The 19,344-nt window shown below is 31.5% G+C and carries 24 protein-coding genes; 18 read left to right on the top strand and 6 right to left on the bottom strand.

Translation table 11 applies throughout. The features are described from left to right. Positions 1-17: 17 nt before the first annotated feature. From H0I30_RS07730 to H0I30_RS07715, 4 genes are read left to right on the top strand one after another with little or no spacing between them, the layout of a single operon-like run. The gene (locus tag H0I30_RS07730) at positions 18-524 is read left to right on the top strand and encodes a GbsR/MarR family transcriptional regulator (protein ID WP_218771296.1); all 507 of its coding nucleotides are present in this window, start codon (positions 18-20) and stop codon (positions 522-524) included. 38 nt (positions 525-562) lie between these two features. Beyond that, positions 563-934, top strand: coding sequence for a hypothetical protein (locus H0I30_RS07725; protein WP_218771295.1), 372 nt, complete (start codon positions 563-565; stop codon positions 932-934). Then, on the top strand, positions 931-1,275 hold the full coding sequence (locus tag H0I30_RS07720) for a hypothetical protein (RefSeq protein WP_218771294.1): 345 nt from the start codon (positions 931-933) through the stop codon (positions 1,273-1,275). The genes H0I30_RS07725 and H0I30_RS07720 overlap by 4 nt, the downstream gene beginning before the upstream one ends. 2 nt (positions 1,276-1,277) lie before the next feature. After that, complete coding sequence (locus tag H0I30_RS07715) at positions 1,278-1,652, top strand: hypothetical protein (RefSeq protein ID WP_218771293.1); 375 nt, start codon at positions 1,278-1,280, stop codon at positions 1,650-1,652. Positions 1,653-1,720: 68 nt separating this feature from the next. Here H0I30_RS07715 and H0I30_RS07710 read toward each other — a convergent pair whose 3' ends face one another. The 4 genes from H0I30_RS07710 to H0I30_RS07695 form a co-directional block, all read right to left on the bottom strand. Continuing rightward, positions 1,721-2,356, bottom strand: coding sequence for a peroxiredoxin-like family protein (locus tag H0I30_RS07710; protein WP_218771292.1), 636 nt, complete (start codon positions 2,354-2,356; stop codon positions 1,721-1,723). Positions 2,357-2,490: 134 nt separating this feature from the next. Continuing rightward, positions 2,491-5,925 carry a methylmalonyl-CoA mutase family protein gene (locus tag H0I30_RS07705; RefSeq protein ID WP_218771291.1) on the bottom strand — a complete coding sequence of 1,145 codons (3,435 nt, stop codon included), beginning with the start codon at positions 5,923-5,925 and terminating at the stop codon, positions 2,491-2,493. 70 nt (positions 5,926-5,995) lie between these two features. Beyond that, a complete protein-coding gene (locus H0I30_RS07700; RefSeq protein WP_218771290.1) occupies positions 5,996-6,319 on the bottom strand; it encodes a hypothetical protein in 324 nt (107 codons plus the stop codon). Positions 6,320-6,371: 52 nt separating this feature from the next. Then, complete coding sequence (locus tag H0I30_RS07695; protein ID WP_218771289.1) at positions 6,372-7,256, bottom strand: LysR family transcriptional regulator; 885 nt, start codon at positions 7,254-7,256, stop codon at positions 6,372-6,374. Positions 7,257-7,335: 79 nt separating this feature from the next. Between H0I30_RS07695 and hutH the strand changes: the two genes are divergently transcribed. The 6 genes from hutH (at position 7,336) to H0I30_RS07665 (ending at position 12,780) form a co-directional block, all read left to right on the top strand. After that, a complete protein-coding gene (hutH, locus tag H0I30_RS07690; protein ID WP_218771288.1) occupies positions 7,336-8,823 on the top strand; it encodes a histidine ammonia-lyase in 1,488 nt (495 codons plus the stop codon). A gap of 14 nt (positions 8,824-8,837) precedes the next feature. Further along, entirely contained in the window at positions 8,838-10,862 is a 2,025-nt protein-coding gene (locus tag H0I30_RS07685) for a urocanate hydratase (protein ID WP_218773496.1), read from the top strand. Positions 10,863-10,873: 11 nt separating this feature from the next. Beyond that, positions 10,874-11,404 carry a DUF4136 domain-containing protein gene (locus H0I30_RS07680; RefSeq protein ID WP_218771287.1) on the top strand — a complete coding sequence of 177 codons (531 nt, stop codon included), beginning with the start codon at positions 10,874-10,876 and terminating at the stop codon, positions 11,402-11,404. An 87-nt stretch (positions 11,405-11,491) separates the two neighbouring features. After that, positions 11,492-11,656 carry a DUF5522 domain-containing protein gene (locus tag H0I30_RS07675; protein WP_218771286.1) on the top strand — a complete coding sequence of 55 codons (165 nt, stop codon included), beginning with the start codon at positions 11,492-11,494 and terminating at the stop codon, positions 11,654-11,656. A 64-nt stretch (positions 11,657-11,720) separates the two neighbouring features. Next, the gene (locus H0I30_RS07670; RefSeq protein ID WP_218771285.1) at positions 11,721-12,422 is read left to right on the top strand and encodes a DUF4197 domain-containing protein; all 702 of its coding nucleotides are present in this window, start codon (positions 11,721-11,723) and stop codon (positions 12,420-12,422) included. A 160-nt stretch (positions 12,423-12,582) separates the two neighbouring features. After that, the gene (locus H0I30_RS07665) at positions 12,583-12,780 is read left to right on the top strand and encodes a Lacal_2735 family protein (RefSeq protein WP_218771284.1); all 198 of its coding nucleotides are present in this window, start codon (positions 12,583-12,585) and stop codon (positions 12,778-12,780) included. Here the strand turns inward: H0I30_RS07665 and H0I30_RS07660 are convergent. Both H0I30_RS07660 and pyrF read right to left on the bottom strand, forming a co-directional pair. After that, positions 12,763-13,554, bottom strand: coding sequence for an ABC transporter substrate-binding protein (locus H0I30_RS07660; RefSeq protein ID WP_218771283.1), 792 nt, complete (start codon positions 13,552-13,554; stop codon positions 12,763-12,765). The two genes, H0I30_RS07665 and H0I30_RS07660, sit on opposite strands and share 18 nt — an antisense overlap. A 4-nt stretch (positions 13,555-13,558) precedes the next feature. Beyond that, on the bottom strand, positions 13,559-14,371 hold the full coding sequence (gene pyrF, locus H0I30_RS07655) for an orotidine-5'-phosphate decarboxylase (RefSeq protein ID WP_218771282.1): 813 nt from the start codon (positions 14,369-14,371) through the stop codon (positions 13,559-13,561). Between the two features lie 63 nt (positions 14,372-14,434). On the opposite strand from pyrF, the gene H0I30_RS07650 reads away from it, so the two are divergent. Genes H0I30_RS07650 through H0I30_RS07615 form a run of 8 tightly spaced genes read left to right on the top strand, consistent with a single transcriptional unit; the run spans position 14,435 to position 19,196 of the window. Then, complete coding sequence (locus H0I30_RS07650; RefSeq protein WP_218771281.1) at positions 14,435-15,511, top strand: ABC transporter permease; 1,077 nt, start codon at positions 14,435-14,437, stop codon at positions 15,509-15,511. 1 nt (position 15,512) lies between these two features. Further along, a complete protein-coding gene (locus tag H0I30_RS07645; protein ID WP_218771280.1) occupies positions 15,513-15,995 on the top strand; it encodes a thioredoxin-like domain-containing protein in 483 nt (160 codons plus the stop codon). A gap of 1 nt (position 15,996) precedes the next feature. Then, on the top strand, positions 15,997-16,488 hold the full coding sequence (locus H0I30_RS07640; RefSeq protein WP_255554352.1) for a TlpA family protein disulfide reductase: 492 nt from the start codon (positions 15,997-15,999) through the stop codon (positions 16,486-16,488). A 44-nt stretch (positions 16,489-16,532) separates the two neighbouring features. Beyond that, the gene (locus H0I30_RS07635) at positions 16,533-17,024 is read left to right on the top strand and encodes a thioredoxin-like domain-containing protein (protein ID WP_218771279.1); all 492 of its coding nucleotides are present in this window, start codon (positions 16,533-16,535) and stop codon (positions 17,022-17,024) included. Positions 17,025-17,049: 25 nt separating this feature from the next. Then, the gene (gene tpiA / locus H0I30_RS07630; protein ID WP_218771278.1) at positions 17,050-17,808 is read left to right on the top strand and encodes a triose-phosphate isomerase; all 759 of its coding nucleotides are present in this window, start codon (positions 17,050-17,052) and stop codon (positions 17,806-17,808) included. Further along, positions 17,808-18,641 carry a 50S ribosomal protein L11 methyltransferase gene (gene prmA / locus H0I30_RS07625; protein ID WP_218771277.1) on the top strand — a complete coding sequence of 278 codons (834 nt, stop codon included), beginning with the start codon at positions 17,808-17,810 and terminating at the stop codon, positions 18,639-18,641. Before tpiA ends, prmA begins: the two co-directional genes overlap by 1 nt. Before the next feature lie 5 nt (positions 18,642-18,646). Further along, the gene (locus tag H0I30_RS07620; RefSeq protein ID WP_218771276.1) at positions 18,647-18,922 is read left to right on the top strand and encodes an ATP-dependent Clp protease adaptor ClpS; all 276 of its coding nucleotides are present in this window, start codon (positions 18,647-18,649) and stop codon (positions 18,920-18,922) included. Position 18,923: 1 nt separating this feature from the next. Then, positions 18,924-19,196 carry a hypothetical protein gene (locus H0I30_RS07615; protein WP_218771275.1) on the top strand — a complete coding sequence of 91 codons (273 nt, stop codon included), beginning with the start codon at positions 18,924-18,926 and terminating at the stop codon, positions 19,194-19,196. The last annotated feature ends 148 nt before the right edge of the window (positions 19,197-19,344 follow it).

The following is a 19,344-nucleotide window of genomic DNA, read 5'->3' as shown; positions in this document are numbered from 1 at the left end:
AGTTGTATATTTGCCTTATGAATTTAGATGACGCAAAATTAAAATACATTCATACTTGGGGAAGTTTAGCTACAAGTTGGGGAATTAATAAGACAATGGCACAAGTACACGCCTTATTGTTAGTGTCAACCAAACCAATGTCTGCAGATGCTATTATGGAAACTCTAAAAATATCTAGAGGAAACGTAAATATGAATGTAAGAGCATTGATAGATTGGGGAATTGTAAGTAAAGAGTTTGTAATAGGAGAGCGTAAGGAGTTTTTTGTAGCTGATAAAGATATTTGGGAATTGTTTAAGCAAGTAACCAAAGAACGCAAAAAAAGAGAGATTGAACCAGTTTTAAAAGTTTTAGACGAGTTACAAAACGATGTAAATGATAACTCTGAAGATGCATTGCAGTTTAAAAAAGTAATGAAAGATTTAGCTACCGTAACAAATACAGTTAATACTATTCTTGATAAAACAATTAAGGCCGATGAGCATTGGTTATTATCAAACTTTACCAAAATGATAAAAAAGTAAAAAAATTTAAAATAAAACTTTCAAATATTTCTGAAACTATGAAAATAAATATCTTAATTACAACATGGATTAATAGAGTTTTAATGGTTCCGTTTTTAATGCTCTTAGTTTTATCAATTTTAGAAAACGATTTACTCTCTTTAGCGGCTATTTTGGCCTTTGTTATAGGCGTTTTTCAAGTGTTTTCATTCATGTTTACCTTATTTTATTCGGGTAGTATTAACAAGTTGGAACGAAAATTAATGTTTATTTATGGTATAGCAGTTGTACTTTATTTTGGTGCTTGTTTTTTTGTTGGTGAATATAATGGCAATAAGAATCATATTGTTTATTACATATTATGCGCTATACCAGTAATCTTATCAATTCATTGGACTTATATTTTAGAAATGATAAAAAAAGAAATATGAGTCAATTCACATATATAATATACCTATTGCTATCAAGTGCAATTGTTCTTAGGGTAGGAGAGGCTTGTTATAAAAACGGACAAGTATATATTCTAAATTATTTTCCTGATAGAATCAATTTTGGAAACGGTATAAATAATCTTTTAAGAATAGCTTATTATTTATTAAACATTGGTTTAATCGTTTGGAGTTTAAATACAATGAATCATATAAATAGTTTAGAAGAAGTAATACTAGAAATAACAAAGAGGTTGAGTTATATGATTCTTATAATTGCCTCACTCCATTTTATTAATATTTATACAGTTTATTTAATTCACAAACACTTTAAAAATCAATAACTATGAACACTTCATTAGAATTAGTCGCCTACATTATTTATTTACCAATAGCAATAGGATTAACAACGTTTGTATCATATCACCTTTTTAAAAATAGTAAAATATTTATGCTGGATATTTTTCATCAAAAGGTAGAGATTGCAATGGCTACAAATAAACTTTTTAAAATTGGTTTTTATTTATTGAATGTTGGTTTTGCGCTACGTATTTTAGAAATATATAGTTTATCTAGTTATAAAGATTTGGTAGAAACTTTAAGTGCTAAAATAGGAGGGTTCTCTATTTATTTAGGAGTTGTAATGATCTTTTTTATCCTCTTCTTTTTAAAAGGAAGAAAAGCAAGTAAACAAGCTGCTTTAGAAATTGAAAATAAATAACAATTAAAATAGATTCTTTTAACAGAAAAAAATCAGCTCAAATACTTGAGCTGATTTTAAATTTTAAATTATAATGCAGCAATAATATCTAAAGGCTCTGCTCTTAATTTATAATCTTCTGTAATAAAACTATAGGTTATTTTTTTATCAGTTCCAATAATATAGGTCGCTGCAATAGGTAATTCATTCGACTCATTTCCTTGACTTTCTAATAAATCTATTCCGAATTTTTTATACAAAGCAGCTAACTCTTCTGGTAACTTATAAGTTAAACCTAATGACCTTGCTAGTTCGTTATTCTTACTTGTTAAAATTTCGAAATCTAATTCGTTTTTCTCTTTAATAGTAAGTGTATTATCTGGTGTTTCAGGTGTAATAGCAACTAATGTTGCATTTTTCTCTTTAATTTGAGGCACTATATCTTGTAATGCTTTTAAAGCAAGATTACAATAAGGACACCAACCACCTCTATAAAAAGTAAGCACCACTTGTCCTTTTTTAAGAAGTTCTTCAAGAGATGTTAATTCTCCCTTTGCATTCGGTAAAGAAAAATCAGGAAAATGCTCCCCTTTTTTTGTTGCATTTTTTATAATATCGGTATCTTCTAGTTTTTTAATACCAGCTTGCATGATTTTTTTTGCTTCTTCTGGCATGTTTTTCGCACTATTATCAGCGTACTCTTTTAATTGATCTGTAAGGTCCATGAATTTATTTTTTAAGTTGGTCTGTTTTTTATAGGAAACATTACAAGTTATAGGAGAAAAGGAACCTAAAAAAATCAATAAAAAAACCTCATAAATTAATATGAGGTTTATAGTTATTTGTAGACATTGTTTGCTTACATGTTTCTTCTATACTGTCCACCAACTTTAAATAAAGCTTCAGTAATTTGCCCTAAAGAACAAAATTTGGTAGCTTCCATTAACTTATCAAATAAGTTTTCATTCTGAACCGCAGCTTCTTGTAAAATTGCCAATTGTTCTTGCACTTTTCCGTCGTTCGCTTTGTTTAAAATGCTTTTTGTTTTTATTTGATATTGCTTTTCTTCTTCCGTTGCACGGATAACTTCTGCAGGTTGTACTGTTGGAGAACCTTTAGAGCTTAAGAAAGTATTTACACCAATAATTGGGAATTCTCCTGTGTGTTTCAATGTTTCATAATACAAGCTTTCTTCTTGTATTTTAGAACGCTGATACATCGTTTCCATCGCTCCTAAAACACCACCACGTTCGGTAATTCTATCAAACTCTAACAATACTGCTTCTTCAACTAAATCGGTTAACTCTTCAATAATAAAAGCACCTTGAATAGGATTTTCATTCTTAGTTAAACCTAATTCTTTGTTGATAATTAACTGAATTGCCATTGCTCTACGTACCGATTCTTCAGTAGGTGTTGTAATTGCTTCATCATACGCATTGGTGTGTAATGAATTACAGTTGTCGTTAATAGCATATAAAGCTTGTAATGTTGTACGGATATCGTTAAAATCAATTTCCTGCGCATGTAAAGAACGACCAGAAGTTTGAATATGATATTTTAACATTTGTGCTCTTGAATTAGCACCATATTTATGTTTCATGGCTTTTGCCCAAATTTTACGAGCTACACGACCAATTACCGAATATTCCGCATCGATTCCGTTAGAGAAAAAGAACGATAAATTTGGTCCGAATTTGTTGATGTCCATACCACGGGATAAGTAGTATTCAACATAGGTAAATCCGTTTGATAATGTTAACGCTAACTGTGTAATTGGGTTGGCACCAGCTTCGGCAATATGATACCCAGAAATTGATACTGAATAAAAATTACGAACTTGTTCTTTAATAAAATATTCTTGTACATCTCCCATTAAACGCAAGGCAAATTCTGTAGAAAAAATACAAGTATTTTGTGCTTGATCTTCTTTTAAAATATCAGCCTGTACGGTACCACGAACTTGCGCTAAGGTTGTTTTTTTAATTTCTGCATATACATCCGCAGGTAAAATCATATCACCTGTTAAACCTAAAAGCATTAATCCTAACCCGTCATTTCCTTCAGGTAATTTGCCTTGATAAACAGGTCTTTCTAAATCTTTTGAATCGTAAATTTCTTTGAATTTTGCTTCAACTTGTTTTTCTAACTTGTTTTCTTTGATGTATTTCTCACAATTCTGATCGATAGCAGCATTCATGAAAAAACCTAACAACATTGGTGCAGGCCCATTAATTGTTAAACTTACAGATGTTAAAGCATGCGTTAGTTCGAAACCAGAAAATAATTTTTTGGCATCATCTAAGCAGCATATAGAAACTCCTGCGTTACCAATTTTACCATAAATATCAGGTCTTACTCCTGGGTCATTACCGTATAAAGTAACAGAATCGAAAGCAGTCGATAAACGCTTTGCAGGCATTCCTAAACTTACGTAATGAAAACGTCTGTTCGTACGTTCTGGTCCACCTTCACCAGCAAACATTCTTGTTGGGTCTTCACCAGTTCTTTTAAACGGATACAATCCTGCGGTATATGGAAACTCTCCAGGAACGTTTTCTTGTAAATTCCAACGTAATAAATCTCCCCAAGCTTGGTATTTTGGTAAGGCTACTTTCGGAACTTGTGTATGTGATAAAGTTTCACTGTGTGTATCTATATTTATAACTTTATCTCTTACTTTAAAGCTATAAACAGGGTCTTTATATTTTTTTACTTTATCAGCCCAGTTTAAAATAATTTCCCAGTTATGAGGATCAAGATTTAATTTTACTTTGTCGAATTGAGCTATTAGTAATTTCAAGAACTCTTTGTCATCTCGAGCGGAGTCGAGAGACAGAATCGCATCAGCATCTAATCCAATTTTAGAAATGGCAACATTCGAATTTGTAATAGATTCGATAGTTTTATAAATACCATATAATTTCTGAGCAACGATAACCTGACTATCTACTTTTTTATCATAAGCCCTGTTGCTTTCTGATATTTCAGATAAATAACGAACTCTACTTGGCGGAATTACAAATATCTTTTCAGACATTTCTTTGGTAATTTCCATCTTCGATTTTAAATCAACTCCAGTTTTTTCAATCAATTTATCCATAATACGTTTGTATAGCGTATTCATTCCTGGATCATTAAATTGAGAAGCAATGGTTCCGAAAACCGGCATGTCATCCATATGAACATCCCAAAGGTTGTTGTTACGCATGTATTGTTTCTTCACATCACGGATGGCATCTAAAGCACCACGTTTATCAAATTTGTTAAGAGCCACTAAATCAGCAAAATCAAGCATGTCGATTTTCTCCAACTGCGTTGCTGCTCCAAATTCAGGTGTCATCACATATAATGATGTATCAGAATGTTCTATAATTTCGGTATCCGATTGCCCGATACCAGAAGTTTCTAAAATAATTAAATCAAACTCAGCAGCTTTTAAAACTTGTACTGCTTCGTTTACATATTTAGATAATGCTAAATTAGATTGACGTGTTGCTAACGAGCGCATGTATACACGATCGTTATTAATTGCATTCATACGAATACGGTCTCCTAATAAAGCACCTCCTGTTTTTCTTTTTGATGGGTCAACAGAAATTAAACCAATTGTTTTTTCTGGAAAATCAATTAAAAATCGACGAACTAACTCATCAACTAAAGATGATTTTCCTGCTCCACCAGTTCCGGTAATTCCTAAAACCGGCGTTTTAGAATTTTTATTTTTTTCATGAATTGCGGCTAAAGTTTCTTTTGCTACTTCAGGGAAGTTTTCTGCCGAAGAAATAATACGTGCAATGCTTCCGATTTCTTTATTGGCTAAATGATCAATTTCATCGTTTAAAACATCACCAATTGCAAAATCAGAAGTTTTAACTAAATCGTTAATCATTCCTTGTAAACCAAGTTCACGACCGTCATCAGGAGAATAGATACGAGTAATTCCATAATCCATCAATTCTTTGATTTCTTCAGGAAGAATTACACCACCACCACCACCAAAAATTCTGATGTGGTTAGCACCTTTTTCTTTTAATAAATCATACATGTATTTAAAATACTCATTGTGTCCTCCTTGGTATGATGTAATTGCAATAGCATTTGCATCTTCCTGAATTGCACAATTAACTACTTCTTCAACACTTCTATCGTGCCCAAGATGAATTACTTCTACTCCTGTAGATTGAATAATTCGACGCATAATATTTATTGCGGCATCATGGCCGTCAAATAATGCAGCAGCAGTTACAATTCGTACTTTATGTATAGGTTTATAGGGTGCTATTTGTTCCATTCGTAAATTTTATAAAAAATTGGTTGTGCAATTTACGAATTTCTTAAAAGATATAAGAATTGTTTATGGATTATAAATAGTTAAGAAAAGCCCAAAACTTTCTTTTTTCTATATAGTATAAATTATTTTCATTTAGATAAGCTTCACGTTCAAAGCTTAAATTTTTGTAGGCTTTTAATTTGTCTTTATATTTTAAAAATTTAATAAACCATTCTATAAAATAGAATAGAAAAAAGAAGATGATAAAAAGCTCTCGCTGTTGCTCTAAATGTATTTTTTCGTGATTTACAAGTTCAGCATTATGCTTTAAATCTTTTCTTTTTAAAAAGATAAAAGGATATAAGGTTACACCAACAAACCCTTTAGGAACCATACGTTTAGAAACGAGAATCATCAATAATTATGAGAATTTTGAAGGTAAAAATACTCATTTATATCGTAACTATTTATGAAGTAATCTTATTTAGAAGTGATTTTAGAATCGGGTTCCTATTATTTTTGTCCCAAACTACCGATAAAGTGGTACGTTGCGGTATGTTTTTCAGTTCAATAAATTTTACCTTCATATCATACCCGTGTTGTAAGGATTTTGGAACAATTGATAAGCCAAAATTATTTTCTACTAGTTTGTAAATAGATGCAGCATGAATTGTATTGTGTGTAACAAGGGGAGTAAAATTACTATCATCGAAAATTTGCATTACTTTTTCAAAATAAGACGGACTGTAAGAGGCATCAAAGAGAATGAAAGATTCATTTTTTAATTGATACAATCCTTTAAAATTATTTTCATTTACGGGATGATTTTTAGGTAAAACCAAACAAAAAGATTCTTTTAAAAGAGGTTTTATTGCAAGTCCTCTTGGTACACGATCTAGCCTTACAAAACCTACATCAATATCGTTAGAAAGTAAACTGTCTATCTGTTTTTTATTGTCCATTTCCTTTAACCCGAACTGAACATTGGGGTATTCTTTTTTAAACTCAACTAATAAATTAGGAATAATATTTTGCATTGCAGAACCAACATAACCAAAGTTTAAATGCCCGTCTTTTCCGTCTTGTAATAGTTTAGCATTCTCAAAAATATGGTTGAGGTTTTTTAAACTCTGAGTAAGTTCGGTTTTGATATATATACCTGCTTCGGTTAATGCTACCTTTCGATTATGACGAACAAATAATTGAATTTCTAAATCCTCTTCCATTTGTTTTATCTGTCTACTCAAACCTGGTTGAGAAATAAAGAGTCTTTCAGCAGCTTTTCGAAAGTGTAAATCTTCAGCAACAGCTAAAAAATAGCGGATATGTCTTAATTCAATTTGATTACTCATAGTTATTAAATGATGATTATTTAAGTCTTATTGGTTATCAAAAATAAAAATAACTTTGTTAAAAAGATAATAGAAACCGATGTTTAAATACGGAATAGATAAATTAACTGTAAATAAGGTAATTGCAATTGCAAAAGGTACTTTAAAAGCATTGATTACGAGCGATGCAGTTAAGGCAATAAATGAATGTAGAAGAAAGGTAGAGGTAATGGCAAACTCTAATGTTGCTACTTATGGTATTAATACAGGTTTTGGCCCTTTATGTGATGTGCAAATTACACCGGCAGAAACCAGTAAGTTACAAGAAAACTTATTAATTACCCATGCTGTAGGTGTAGGGAATCCTATTGATAAAAAATTATCTAAAATTATGATGATTTGTAAAGTGCATGCACTTTGTCAAGGTTTTTCGGGTGTACGATTAGAGTTAATAGAACGTATTATTTATTTTATAGAAAATGATTTATTGCCAATTGTGCCAGAACAAGGATCGGTTGGAGCATCGGGAGATCTAGCGCCGTTATCGCACTTGTTTTTACCATTGTTAGGTGAAGGAGAATTTTGGCAAGAAGGTGAAATCATTCCAGCAAAGGAAGTCTTGAAAAAGCACAATTTAGCACCGTTAACTTTAATGGCTAAAGAAGGTTTAGGATTAATTAACGGAACGCAATTTATTTTAGCCCATGCTATTTTAGGGTTGAATAAAATGGAGTATGTATTAGATTTAGCAGATGTTGCCGGAGCAATGACATTAGAAGGTTATTCAGGAAATGTGTCGCCATTTAAAGATGAGTTACATCAAATTCGTCCGTTTAAAGGGAATTTAAAAGTAGCAGAACGTATGCGTATGTTATTAAAAGATTCTGAAAATGCTGACGATAATAGTTTCCCAAGAGTGCAAGATCCATATTCAATACGGTGTATTCCACAGGTACATGGAGCGTCTAGAAACGCGTACGCGCATTTGTTTGAATTAGCCGAAATAGAAATGAATTCGGTTACCGATAACCCAATTGTATTAAGTGAAACAGAGGCAATATCTGGAGGTAATTTTCATGGTCAGCCATTAGCGATGGCATTAGATTATACCTCAATTGCAGCATCAGAGTTAGGAAATATAGCAGACAGGCGTTGTTATTTATTATTAGAAGGAAAACACGGTTTGCCAAGATTGTTAACAGCAGCAGGTGGTTTAAATTCAGGGTTTATGATTCCGCAATACACTACCGCAGCTTTGGTTACAGAAAATAAATCGTTATGTTTTCCGCCTTCGGCAGATAGCGTTCCAACTTCATTAGGACAAGAAGATCATGTTTCTATGGGAAGTATTTCAGGAAGGAAGTTCAATCAGATTTTAGGAAATATTGATAAAATTTTGGCAATTGAATTAATGTATGCTGCACAAGCGATGGATTTTAGAAGACCCAATACGTTTTCTTCAATAATAGAAGAAAACTTTAAAATAATTAGAAATAAAGTAGATAAATTAGAAGAAGATCGTGTACTTAAAGATGATATTAATGCATTGATAAGTATGGTTAAAAATCAAGAATTTACAGTTCGTTAAAAAAAGAAATTATGATGTCATTTAAAAAACAAATAAAACAAGGTATTCCAAGCGAGTTACCAGAAATGCCAGTTTATGATTCTTCAATAAACAGAGCGCCAAAACGTAAAGATATTTTAACGGTTGAAGAAAAAAAATTGGCATTAAGAAATGCTTTGCGATATTTTGATAAAAAACATCACGAAGTTTTATTACCTGAATTTGCTAAAGAATTAGAAGATTATGGTAGGGTTTATATGTACCGTTTTCGCCCAACATACAAAATGTATGCACGAGATATTAAAGAATATCCAGGGAAATGTACTCAGGCAAAAGCAATCATGTTAATGATTCAGAATAATTTAGATTATGCGGTGGCGCAACATCCACATGAATTAATAACTTATGGTGGTAATGGAGCTGTTTTTTCTAACTGGGCACAGTATTTATTAACCATGCAATATTTGTCTAAAATGACAGATAAACAAACGTTAACTATGTATTCAGGACATCCGATGGGATTATTTCCATCACATAAAGATGCGCCAAGGGTGGTGGTTACAAACGGAATGATGATTCCGAATTACTCGAAACCAGATGATTTAGAAAAATTCAATGCGTTAGGCGTTTCTCAATATGGGCAAATGACTGCTGGTAGTTACATGTATATTGGCCCACAAGGAATTGTGCACGGAACAACAATAACCGTTTTAAACGGATTTAGAAAAATAAATAAAGAGCCAAAAGGAAACTTATTTGTTACTGCAGGTTTAGGTGGAATGAGTGGAGCACAACCAAAAGCTGGTAACATTGCTGGTTGCATTACGGTTTGTGCTGAGGTAAATCCAAAAATTACGCAATTACGCTTAGATCAAGGTTGGATTGATGAAAAAATTACTGATTTAGACACATTAGTTGCTAGAGTAAAATTGGCAAAAGAAAGTCAAGAAACAGTATCAATCGCCTATTTAGGTAATATTGTTGATGTATGGGAGAAATTTGATGAAGCAAATGTTCATGTAGATTTAGGTTCAGATCAAACATCGTTACACAATCCTTGGGCGGGAGGTTATTATCCTGCAGATATTTCTTTTGAAGATGCCAATGAAATGATGGCAAACGAGCCAGAATTGTTTAAAGAAAAAGTACAAGAAACATTGCGTCGTCATGCAAAAGCGATTAATAGACATACTACAAAAGGAACGTATTTCTTCGATTACGGAAATGCTTTTTTATTAGAAGCAAGTAGGGCAGGAGCTACAGTACATTTAGATGAGAAAGATGATTTTTGCGCGGCAAGTGAGTCGAAATTAGGTAGCGAAGCTTTCGCCTATCCGAGTTATGTGCAAGATATTATGGGACCTATGTGTTTCGATTATGGTTTTGGGCCATTTCGTTGGGTTTGCGCAAGTGGGAGCCCAGAAGATTTAGCAAAAACAGATGCGATTGCATGTAAAGTTTTAGAAAAGATAAAAAAGAATTCACCAGAAGAGATTCAGCAACAAATGGCTGATAATATTCAGTGGATTAAAGGAGCTCAAGAGAATAAATTAGTGGTGGGTTCGCAAGCACGTATTTTATATGCAGATGCAGAGGGGCGCACAAAAATTGCAGAAGCTTTTAACAAGGCAATTAAGAAAGGTGAAATAGGAAATGTAGTATTGGGACGTGATCATCACGATGTTTCTGGTACCGATTCACCCTATAGAGAAACCTCTAACATTTATGATGGTTCTCGTTATACAGCAGACATGGCCATACAAAACGTAATTGGCGATAGTTTTAGAGGTGCTACTTGGGTTTCTATTCATAATGGAGGTGGAGTAGGTTGGGGTGAAGTTATTAACGGAGGATTTGGCATGCTTCTTGATAGTTCTAAGAGTGCATCAAGACGCTTAAAATCAATGCTTTTCTGGGATGTTAATAACGGAATAGCAAGAAGAAGTTGGGCTAGGAATGAAGAGGCTGTTTTTGCTATAAAACGAGCAATGAAAGCCGAAAATGACTTGCAGGTTACCCTTCCTAATTTAGTAGATGATGCATTATTAGATAATTTATAAATCCTAAGAAAATGAAGATATCAAAATTACTTTTTTTGCCAATCATCGCTTTAATTATTACGTCATGTAGTTCTGTTAAAGTAACAACAGATTATGATACGAAAGTAGATTTTAATCAATACAAAACTTTTGCTTTTTATAAAAAAGGAATCGATAAAGCCGCTATTTCAGACTTAGATAAAAAACGAATCATGCGTGCTGTTGAATCAGAATTGATGGCAAAAGGAATGACAAAATCAGCCACTCCAGATATTTTAGTGAGTCTGTTTACAAAATCGCGTGAAAAAATCAATATAAACGATAATATGTACGGCGGATTTTATTATCCATATTATTACGGTATGAATCGTATGAGTGTTTCTCAGTATACAGAAGGAACATTGTTTGTTGATTTATTAGATGCGAAAAAGAAAGAGCTAGTTTGGCAAGGTGTTGGTACGGGAGCGTTAAAGACGAGTAATGTTGAAAAAAGAGAAGCTCGCGTTAAAGAATTTGTGAATGAAATAATGGCTAAATATCCGCCAGAAAAAGGAAGAAAATAAATAATTTTTCCATAAAAAATAAAGAGATACATTAAATCAACAGTTAATAAATGCTGATTTAATGTATCTTTTTTTGATATTTGTACTATGAGAAATGAAATTTTAAGGGCAACTCCTGATGAGTATTATATTAACGAAGACGGATATAGGGTTTTTAAAGAAACCTATCACTTAAGGCGAGGTTACTGTTGTAAAAGTGGTTGTAAACATTGCCCATATAGTTATGATAAAAAAACAGATAGCTTTCAATAAAATATTAAATAATGTGACAATTACAAATTAATTGTTTCTAAAAGATATATTAAATCAAACAAACATGAAAAAAATTATAGCATTAGCATTTGTTGTTTTACTTACAGGATGCGCAGAATTACAGAAAGTTGTAAACCAATTACCACAAGGCGGCGCATTGTCACAGCAACAAATAGGAAACGGTTTACGCCAGGCATTAGATAACGGAATCGAAAATCAGGTTTCTAAACTAACAGCAAAAGATGGTTTTTATAGAAACAAACTAGTAAAAATTCTTTTACCAAAAGAATTACAAGCGGTAGATAAAGGGTTGCGTAAGATTGGTTTAAGTAATTTAGCAGATGAAGGTTTAAAAGCAATTAACAGAACAGCAGAAGATGCCGTTAAAACAGCAACGCCAATTTTTGTAAACGCAGTTAAAGAAATAAGTTTTAATGATGCTAAAAACATTTTATTAGGTGAGCAAAATGCAGCAACAACTTATTTAAAAGGAAAAACAAATACAGCTTTATATAATCAATTTAATCCGGTCATTAAAAATTCTTTTGCAAAAGTAGGTGCAGATAAAATTTGGTCGAACTTAATTAATAAATACAATAGTATCCCTTTTGTTAAGAAAGTGAATCCAGATTTAACAGATTATGTTACAGGAGAAGCTTTAAAAGGTGTTTTTACGATGATAGCTGTCGAAGAAAAAGGTATTCGTGAAAAAGCAGGTTTGCGTAATACAGCTTTATTACGCCAAGTATTTGCATTGCAAGATTAGTAAGTTATTTATCTTAAAAAAATCTAGTAAAAAAAGCCTCACAAATTTGTGAGGCTTTTTTTTAGAACAGTAAAAATATTTTTTTTTAAAGTAGGTTGTTTTTATATGGTTGTAATTCAAATATTTATGTATATTTATGAACAGCATAACCAAATTTAAAATGTCAAGAATTAATCAACTACAAACATATAGGAAGCACCTAGAAGAAAGGTATCGTAAATTGGTTGAAAGAGCGAATGATTATAAGTATGAAGACGAATGTAAAAGTGATCGATCGGCTTTTAAAGCAATGCAAGTGTTAGAAAAATTAAATAGAGTTAAATATTTAGATAAAGATACATCAAGTTATATTTTGTAGTTCTTTAAAATAATTAAAAGACTTTAATAATCTACTGCCATACCACGAAAACATTTCGCCATCAACTAAAATAACTTTAGCGCTCTTACAGTGTCTTTTTAGTTCTTCAATATGTTTTTCTTTAAACGGGTATGGTTCCGATGAAAGTAATATTAAATCAGGTTCACCATTTTTAACAAGCTCCTGTAAATCTATTTCTGGGTAACGCTCCTTATTAGTGTAAATATTATGAAACTTATTTAGCTCTAAAAGGTTGTTGATAAAGGTATTATTTCCTGCAACCATCCAAGGTTTTCTCCAAATAAAATAAGCTACTTTTTTAGTTGTTTTAGTTTTGGTGAATAATTGAAAATCATTCAATTTATCGTTTAATTCTTTCGTTATTCTATTTGCTTGAGTTTCACAAGAAAGAATTTCTCCGTATTGAAGTATAAGTTCTTTTGAGTCGTTAAGTGTGAAAATATCAGAAACATGTGTTGGTGCAATTTTCCCACAAGCTTCTACGATTTTTTTGGTGTTCTCTTCTTTATTACAAAGAATAATATCAGGCTTTAAGGCCTTAATTTTATTAATATTTATGGTTTTTGTGCCACCAACAACTGTTTTGTTTTTTCTTAAATAAATTGGATGAACGCAAAATTTTGTAACACCCACTATAAATTCATCTAAGCCTAAATCAACCAATAATTCAGTTTGACTAGGGACTAGAGAAATGATTCTTTTTGGAGTTTCTGGTAATTCAAAAACTCTATTTATTTGGTCTTTGAATTCCATATTTTTAGTTTAAGATAGCACTCATTTGTAACTGTAATTCTGCTGCTTTTTTAGCAGCTTCACTTGCAAATTTTTCGTTGTTAGATGCGTAAATAATTCCGCGAGATGAGTTTATTAACAAGCCAATATTTTTGCTCATTCCGTATTTACAAACATCCTGTAGATTTCCGCCTTGTGCGCCAACACCAGGAACTAGTAAAAAACTATCAGGAACAATTTTTCTAATTTCTTTAAAGTATTCGGCTTTGGTGGCACCCACAACATACATTAAGTTTTCTGAGTTTTTCCAGTTTTTTGATACCTTTAAAACTTCTTTATATAATTCATTATTATTAACGCTTAGCGTCTGGAAATCGAATGCGCCTTGGTTAGATGTTAGTGCCAACATAATGGTATGTTTATCTTTAAAAGCTAAAAAAGGCTCTACAGAATCTTTTCCCATATAAGGAGCCACTGTAACTGAATCGAATGCTAAATCTTCAAAAAAAGCTTTTGCATACATCGTTGAGGTATTGCCAATATCACCACGTTTTGCATCCGCAATAGTAAAAATTTCAGGATGCTTTTTGTTTAAGTATTTTATTGTTTTTTCTAAAGATTTCCAACCTTTAATTCCGTAAGCTTCATAAAAAGCAGTGTTCGGTTTATAGGCAACGCACAAATGATGCGTTGCATCAATAATTGCTTTGTTAAAGGCAAAAATAGGATCTTCTTCTTTTAATAAATGTGGTGGTATTTTGGTTAAATCGACATCTAGACCGATGCATAAAAACGATTTTTTTCTTTTAATTTCGTTAACTAATTGTTGTGTAGTCATGTGTTGTTGTAAAAGTTACACAAAAGTACACTTTTTTAACACTTTCTTTTATCTTTGTTATATATGTTTCAATATATAATTAATAAAATTTTCTACGGATTCTTAACTTTATTTGGAGTCGTTACAGTTATTTTCTTTTTGTTTAATGTGTTGCCAGGTGATCCGGCAAGAATGATGTTAGACCAGCGAGAAGATACTGAACAGCTACAGAATATACGACAAAAGTATGGTTTTGATAAACCGGTATTTACACAGTATTTGTATTATTTAAACGATGTTTCGCCGTTGTCGTTACATAGCAGTAACACTGACGATTATACTTTTTTATCCGAAGGGAAATATAGTGGACAAAAATTATTTACGATAGGTAAAGTGAATCTGGTGATTAAATATCCGTATTTACGACAATCATTTCAAAAAAACGGAAAGAATGTATCCGAAGTAATTGCAGAAACATTACCAAATACCGCAGTTTTAGCAATTTTTGCAATTGTAATAGCGTTGCTGTTAGGAATCGTTTTAGGAATTTTATCAGCCTTATATAAAGATACTTTTTTCGACAGAATTATAGCAGTAATAAGTACATTAGGTATGAGTGTGCCGTCTTTTTTCTCGGCAATTTTATTTGCTTGGTTTTTCGGATTTGTATTGCATGAATACACGGGTTTAGAAATGACAGGTAGTTTGTATGAAGTTGATGATTTCGGAGAAGGAATGCGTATTCAGTGGAAAAACTTGTTGTTGCCAGCAATTGTATTAGGTATTCGTCCGTTAGCGGTAGTAATACAATTAATGCGTAACTCGTTGTTAGAAACGATGAATCAAGATTATATAAGAACCGCCAAAGCAAAAGGATTAACCATGTATCAGGTAATTCGTAAACACGCGTTAAAAAATTCGTTAAATCCAGTAGTAACTGCAATTTCTGGTTGGTTTGCATCGATGTTAGCAGGAGCCGTTTTTGTGGAGTATATTTTTAACTGGAATGGCTTAGGTAAAGAAATAGTAAACTCGCTAAACACGTTAGATTTACCTGTAATTATGGGAAGTGTGTTAGTCGTGGCAACATTATTTATTTTGATAAATATATTGGTTGATGTTATTTACAGTTGGTTAGATCCACGAATTAAATTAAACTAAAATGAGAATATTTTTATTTTTAATAGTCCTTTTAACGCTGAATAGTTGTGCTGTTTTTCAGCCTAAGTCTTTTAATAAAGAAGCTTTAGATGAAAAATTGGTAACAACAGAAAGAGATTCTATTACATTAAGAACAGTTTTGACAAACAATAAAGGAACGAAACAATTTGTACAAGTTTTTGCAACGTATTGTCCGGTAAGTCAAGATAGTTTTGATGATGTTGCTGCGGTGCAAAAAGAAAATCCATCAATTAAATATGTTTTTTTGTCAGTAGATCATTCTTATTTCGACTGGAAAAGAGGACTTGAAAATTTGAGTATAAAAGGTCAGCATTATTACATTCCGAAGAAGGGAAAAGGGAAGTTAGGAGCTTTTTTAAACTTAAAAACAATTCCGAGGTTTATGATTATTGATGAAAAAGGAGATATTAAACTTTTTAAATCATCAAAAGTGTCTAATAAAATTAAAAATAAGATTAAATAGTATGAAAAAAAGTATCGTATTCGTTTTTATAACAATGCTGTTAGTAAGTTGTTCTGTTGAAAACCCTACGGAGTTTTCTGAAAAAGCACTAAATGATGTTTTTACTTCTATAAATAACGAAGAAGTAAAGTTTAAAGAAATTTTAGAAAAAAATAAAGGTAAAAAAATAGTGATTGATGTTTGGGCTTCTTGGTGTAAAGATTGCCTTGAAAATTTACCAGATGTTAAAAAACAGCAAGAAGAAAATAGTGAAGTTGCTTATTTATACCTGTCGCTAGATAGAGATTTAGATTCTTGGAAAGAAGGAGTTAAAAGATTGGAGTTAAAAGGGCAACATTATTTTATGAAATCTGGTTGGGAAGGTAGTTTCGGGAAGTTTTTGGCGTTAAGTTGGATTCCTCGTTATTTAGTGATTGACAAAGAAGGAAAAATAGCAGTCTTTAACAAAACAAAGATCACGGATAGTGCAATTATTAAGGAGTTAAAAAAATAACGTATTTTTAGCTGTTAAATTTCACCAAAATTTTAAATAAAATTATGAAAAAAATTATTTATGTATTCGTTTTTGTTTTACTTGCATCATGTAATGGGAAGAAACCAGCTGCTTTTTCACAAGATGTTTTAAATGAGAGGTTTTTAACCTTAGATGAGGAATCAATCACGTTTAAAGAGATTTTAGCAAAACATAAAGGAAAAAAAATAATGTTCGAGCTTTGCGCGTCATGGTGTGCTGAGTGTATTTCTGGAATACCAGATATTAAAAAATTAAAAGCAGAAAATCCAGATGTTGTTTTTGTATTCTTATCAATAGATAAAACAGTCGAGCAATGGAAAAAAGGAAAAGAACGATTTTTTAATATAGAAGGTGATCATTACTTTTTACCAGCAGCTCTTAAAGGTGGCTATGCAAAAGGTTTAGGGATAAAAGATGTGCCAAGTTATATGGTTGTAAATGAAAAAGGAATTACAGCTTTGGGTCATGTAGCAGAATCTATCGATCCGAGGATGAAAGCGGCATTAAGTAAGTAATAAAAATATAAATTATATAGTAATTTTGAGAAAAAAAATAGTTGCAGGTAACTGGAAAATGAATAATAACCTTGATGAAACTAAAACGTTAATCAAGCAGATAAAAAAAGGAGTAAAAAAGCAAATAGGTGATGATACGCGAGTAATCATTGCACCTAGTTTTGTGAATTTGAATACCGCAATTAAAAGAACTAAAAAATCTGAAATTGAAGTAGCAGCACAAAACATGCATCAATCTAAAAATGGTGCTTTTACAGGAGAGGTTTCTGCAGATATGTTAACTTCTTTAGGCTTAAATTTAGTGATTCTTGGTCATTCTGAACGCAGAGAGTATTTTGGAGAAACAAATGAGCTTCTTGCTGAAAAAGTAACCACAGCCTTAGAAAATGGTTTAGAAACAATTTTTTGTTTTGGAGAGGTTTTAGAAGATCGAAAATCAGAAAATCACTTTAAAGTTGTTGATAATCAGTTAAAAGAAGGATTGTTTCATTTAAAAAAACGCGATTTTTCTAAAATCATATTAGCTTATGAACCAGTTTGGGCAATAGGAACTGGAGAAACAGCATCGCCAGAGCAAGCACAAGAAATGCACGCTTTTATAAGAACAACTATAGCGAATGAGTATGGAGGTGAAGTGGCTGAAAAGATTTCAATTTTATATGGTGGTAGTGTAAAGCCAGCAAATGCAAAAGAAATTTTTTCTAAACCAGATGTTGACGGAGGATTAATTGGAGGAGCAGCTTTAAAAGCGGATGATTTTGTAGCTATAATTAAATCAATTTAATGGATAATATTTATATAGAGTATATTTTTGAAGTATCACCTAAAGAACCAACAACAGAAATTTTAATAGCTGAATTAGGTGAAGTTGGTTTTGAAAGTTTTGTAGAGAATGAAAACGGAGTTACCGCATACATTCAGAAAAACGATTGGAAAGAAAATTTATTAGAAAACGTTTTTATTTTGAAATCAGACGCATTTTCAATCAATTTTAAACACAGCGAAATCGAACAAACAAATTGGAATGCCGAGTGGGAGAAAAATTTTAATCAAATTCAGGTTGACGACTTGGTAAGCATTAGAGCACCATTTCATGAAAACCCTAATTTAAAGTACGATATCGTTATAGAACCAAAAATGAGTTTTGGTACAGGTCATCATGAAACAACACATATGATGGTACAACATTTAATTAATTTAGATGTAACCAACAAAAAAGTGTTAGATATGGGCTGTGGAACCGGAATTTTAGCAATTTTTGCTGAAATGAAAGGTGCTAATCCAATAGACGCTATAGATATTGATGCTTGGTGTTACGAGAATTCGTTAGAGAATGTTCAGAGAAACGGGTGTAAAAACATTACCGTTTATGAAGGAGATTCTTCTCTTTTAGCGAATAAAAAGTACGATATTATTATTGCAAATATTAATCGTAATATTTTGCTGAGTGATATGAAAATATATGCAAGTTGCTTAAATAAAAACGGCGTTTTATTGTTAAGTGGATTCTATAAAGAAGATATTTCTATTATAGATGCCGAGGTTTCTAAGCACGGTTTAACATTAAATAAAACAATTAACAGAAATAATTGGGTAGCTTTGCAGTATCAAAAATAGCGTAGATGAGTACAATAGAAAAAATACAAGAAGAGCTAGATGTCTTAATTCAGGAAACAAAAAAGCACGAAATTATTTTACATAATGACGATGTAAATACTTTCGATCATGTAATTGATAGTTTAGTAGATGTATGTGATCATACTTTAGAACAAGCAGAACAATGCTCTTTTTTAGTTCATTACAAAGGTAAGTGTGCCGTAAAAACAGGTGAATATAAAGAGTTAGAGGCTATGTGTTCTAAATTATTACAATTAGGTTTATCTGTAGAGATCGTTTAGTATGGAAAATGTTTTTAGATACTATGAATTTTCTGATTTTATAAAAGACGAATCGGAAGCTTTTTCAGGAAATGAAATATGTTTTACGATATTAAATGAAGAACATTTTTTGATTTTCGAAAAAAATAAAGAAACCTATAATTTATATGTTTCAAGGTATAAATCAAAAAAAGAAGTTGGTTTAAAACCACCTGAAATATTAGAATTATTGATAAATGATTACGATAAATCATTGCCAGAACATCGCATAATTTTAAGAAAATATGTAGATTAAAAAACCTCAAAAAAAACTTTTTTGAGGTTTTTTTGTTTTTGATGTGACTTTTAATAAAAAGAGGTGTCTTAATTAATAACAGTATGTATAAAACAACTTTAATACGCTATAAGTATGGTGTTGAATTATATAAATTAAGAGTAGAGTA

The organism is Tenacibaculum sp. AHE14PA (assembly GCF_019278465.1).
Lineage (GTDB): Bacteria > Bacteroidota > Bacteroidia > Flavobacteriales > Flavobacteriaceae > Polaribacter > Polaribacter bernardetii.
Note: the sequence above shows the minus strand (reverse complement) of the source record. Positions and strands in the feature narration are given on the sequence as shown.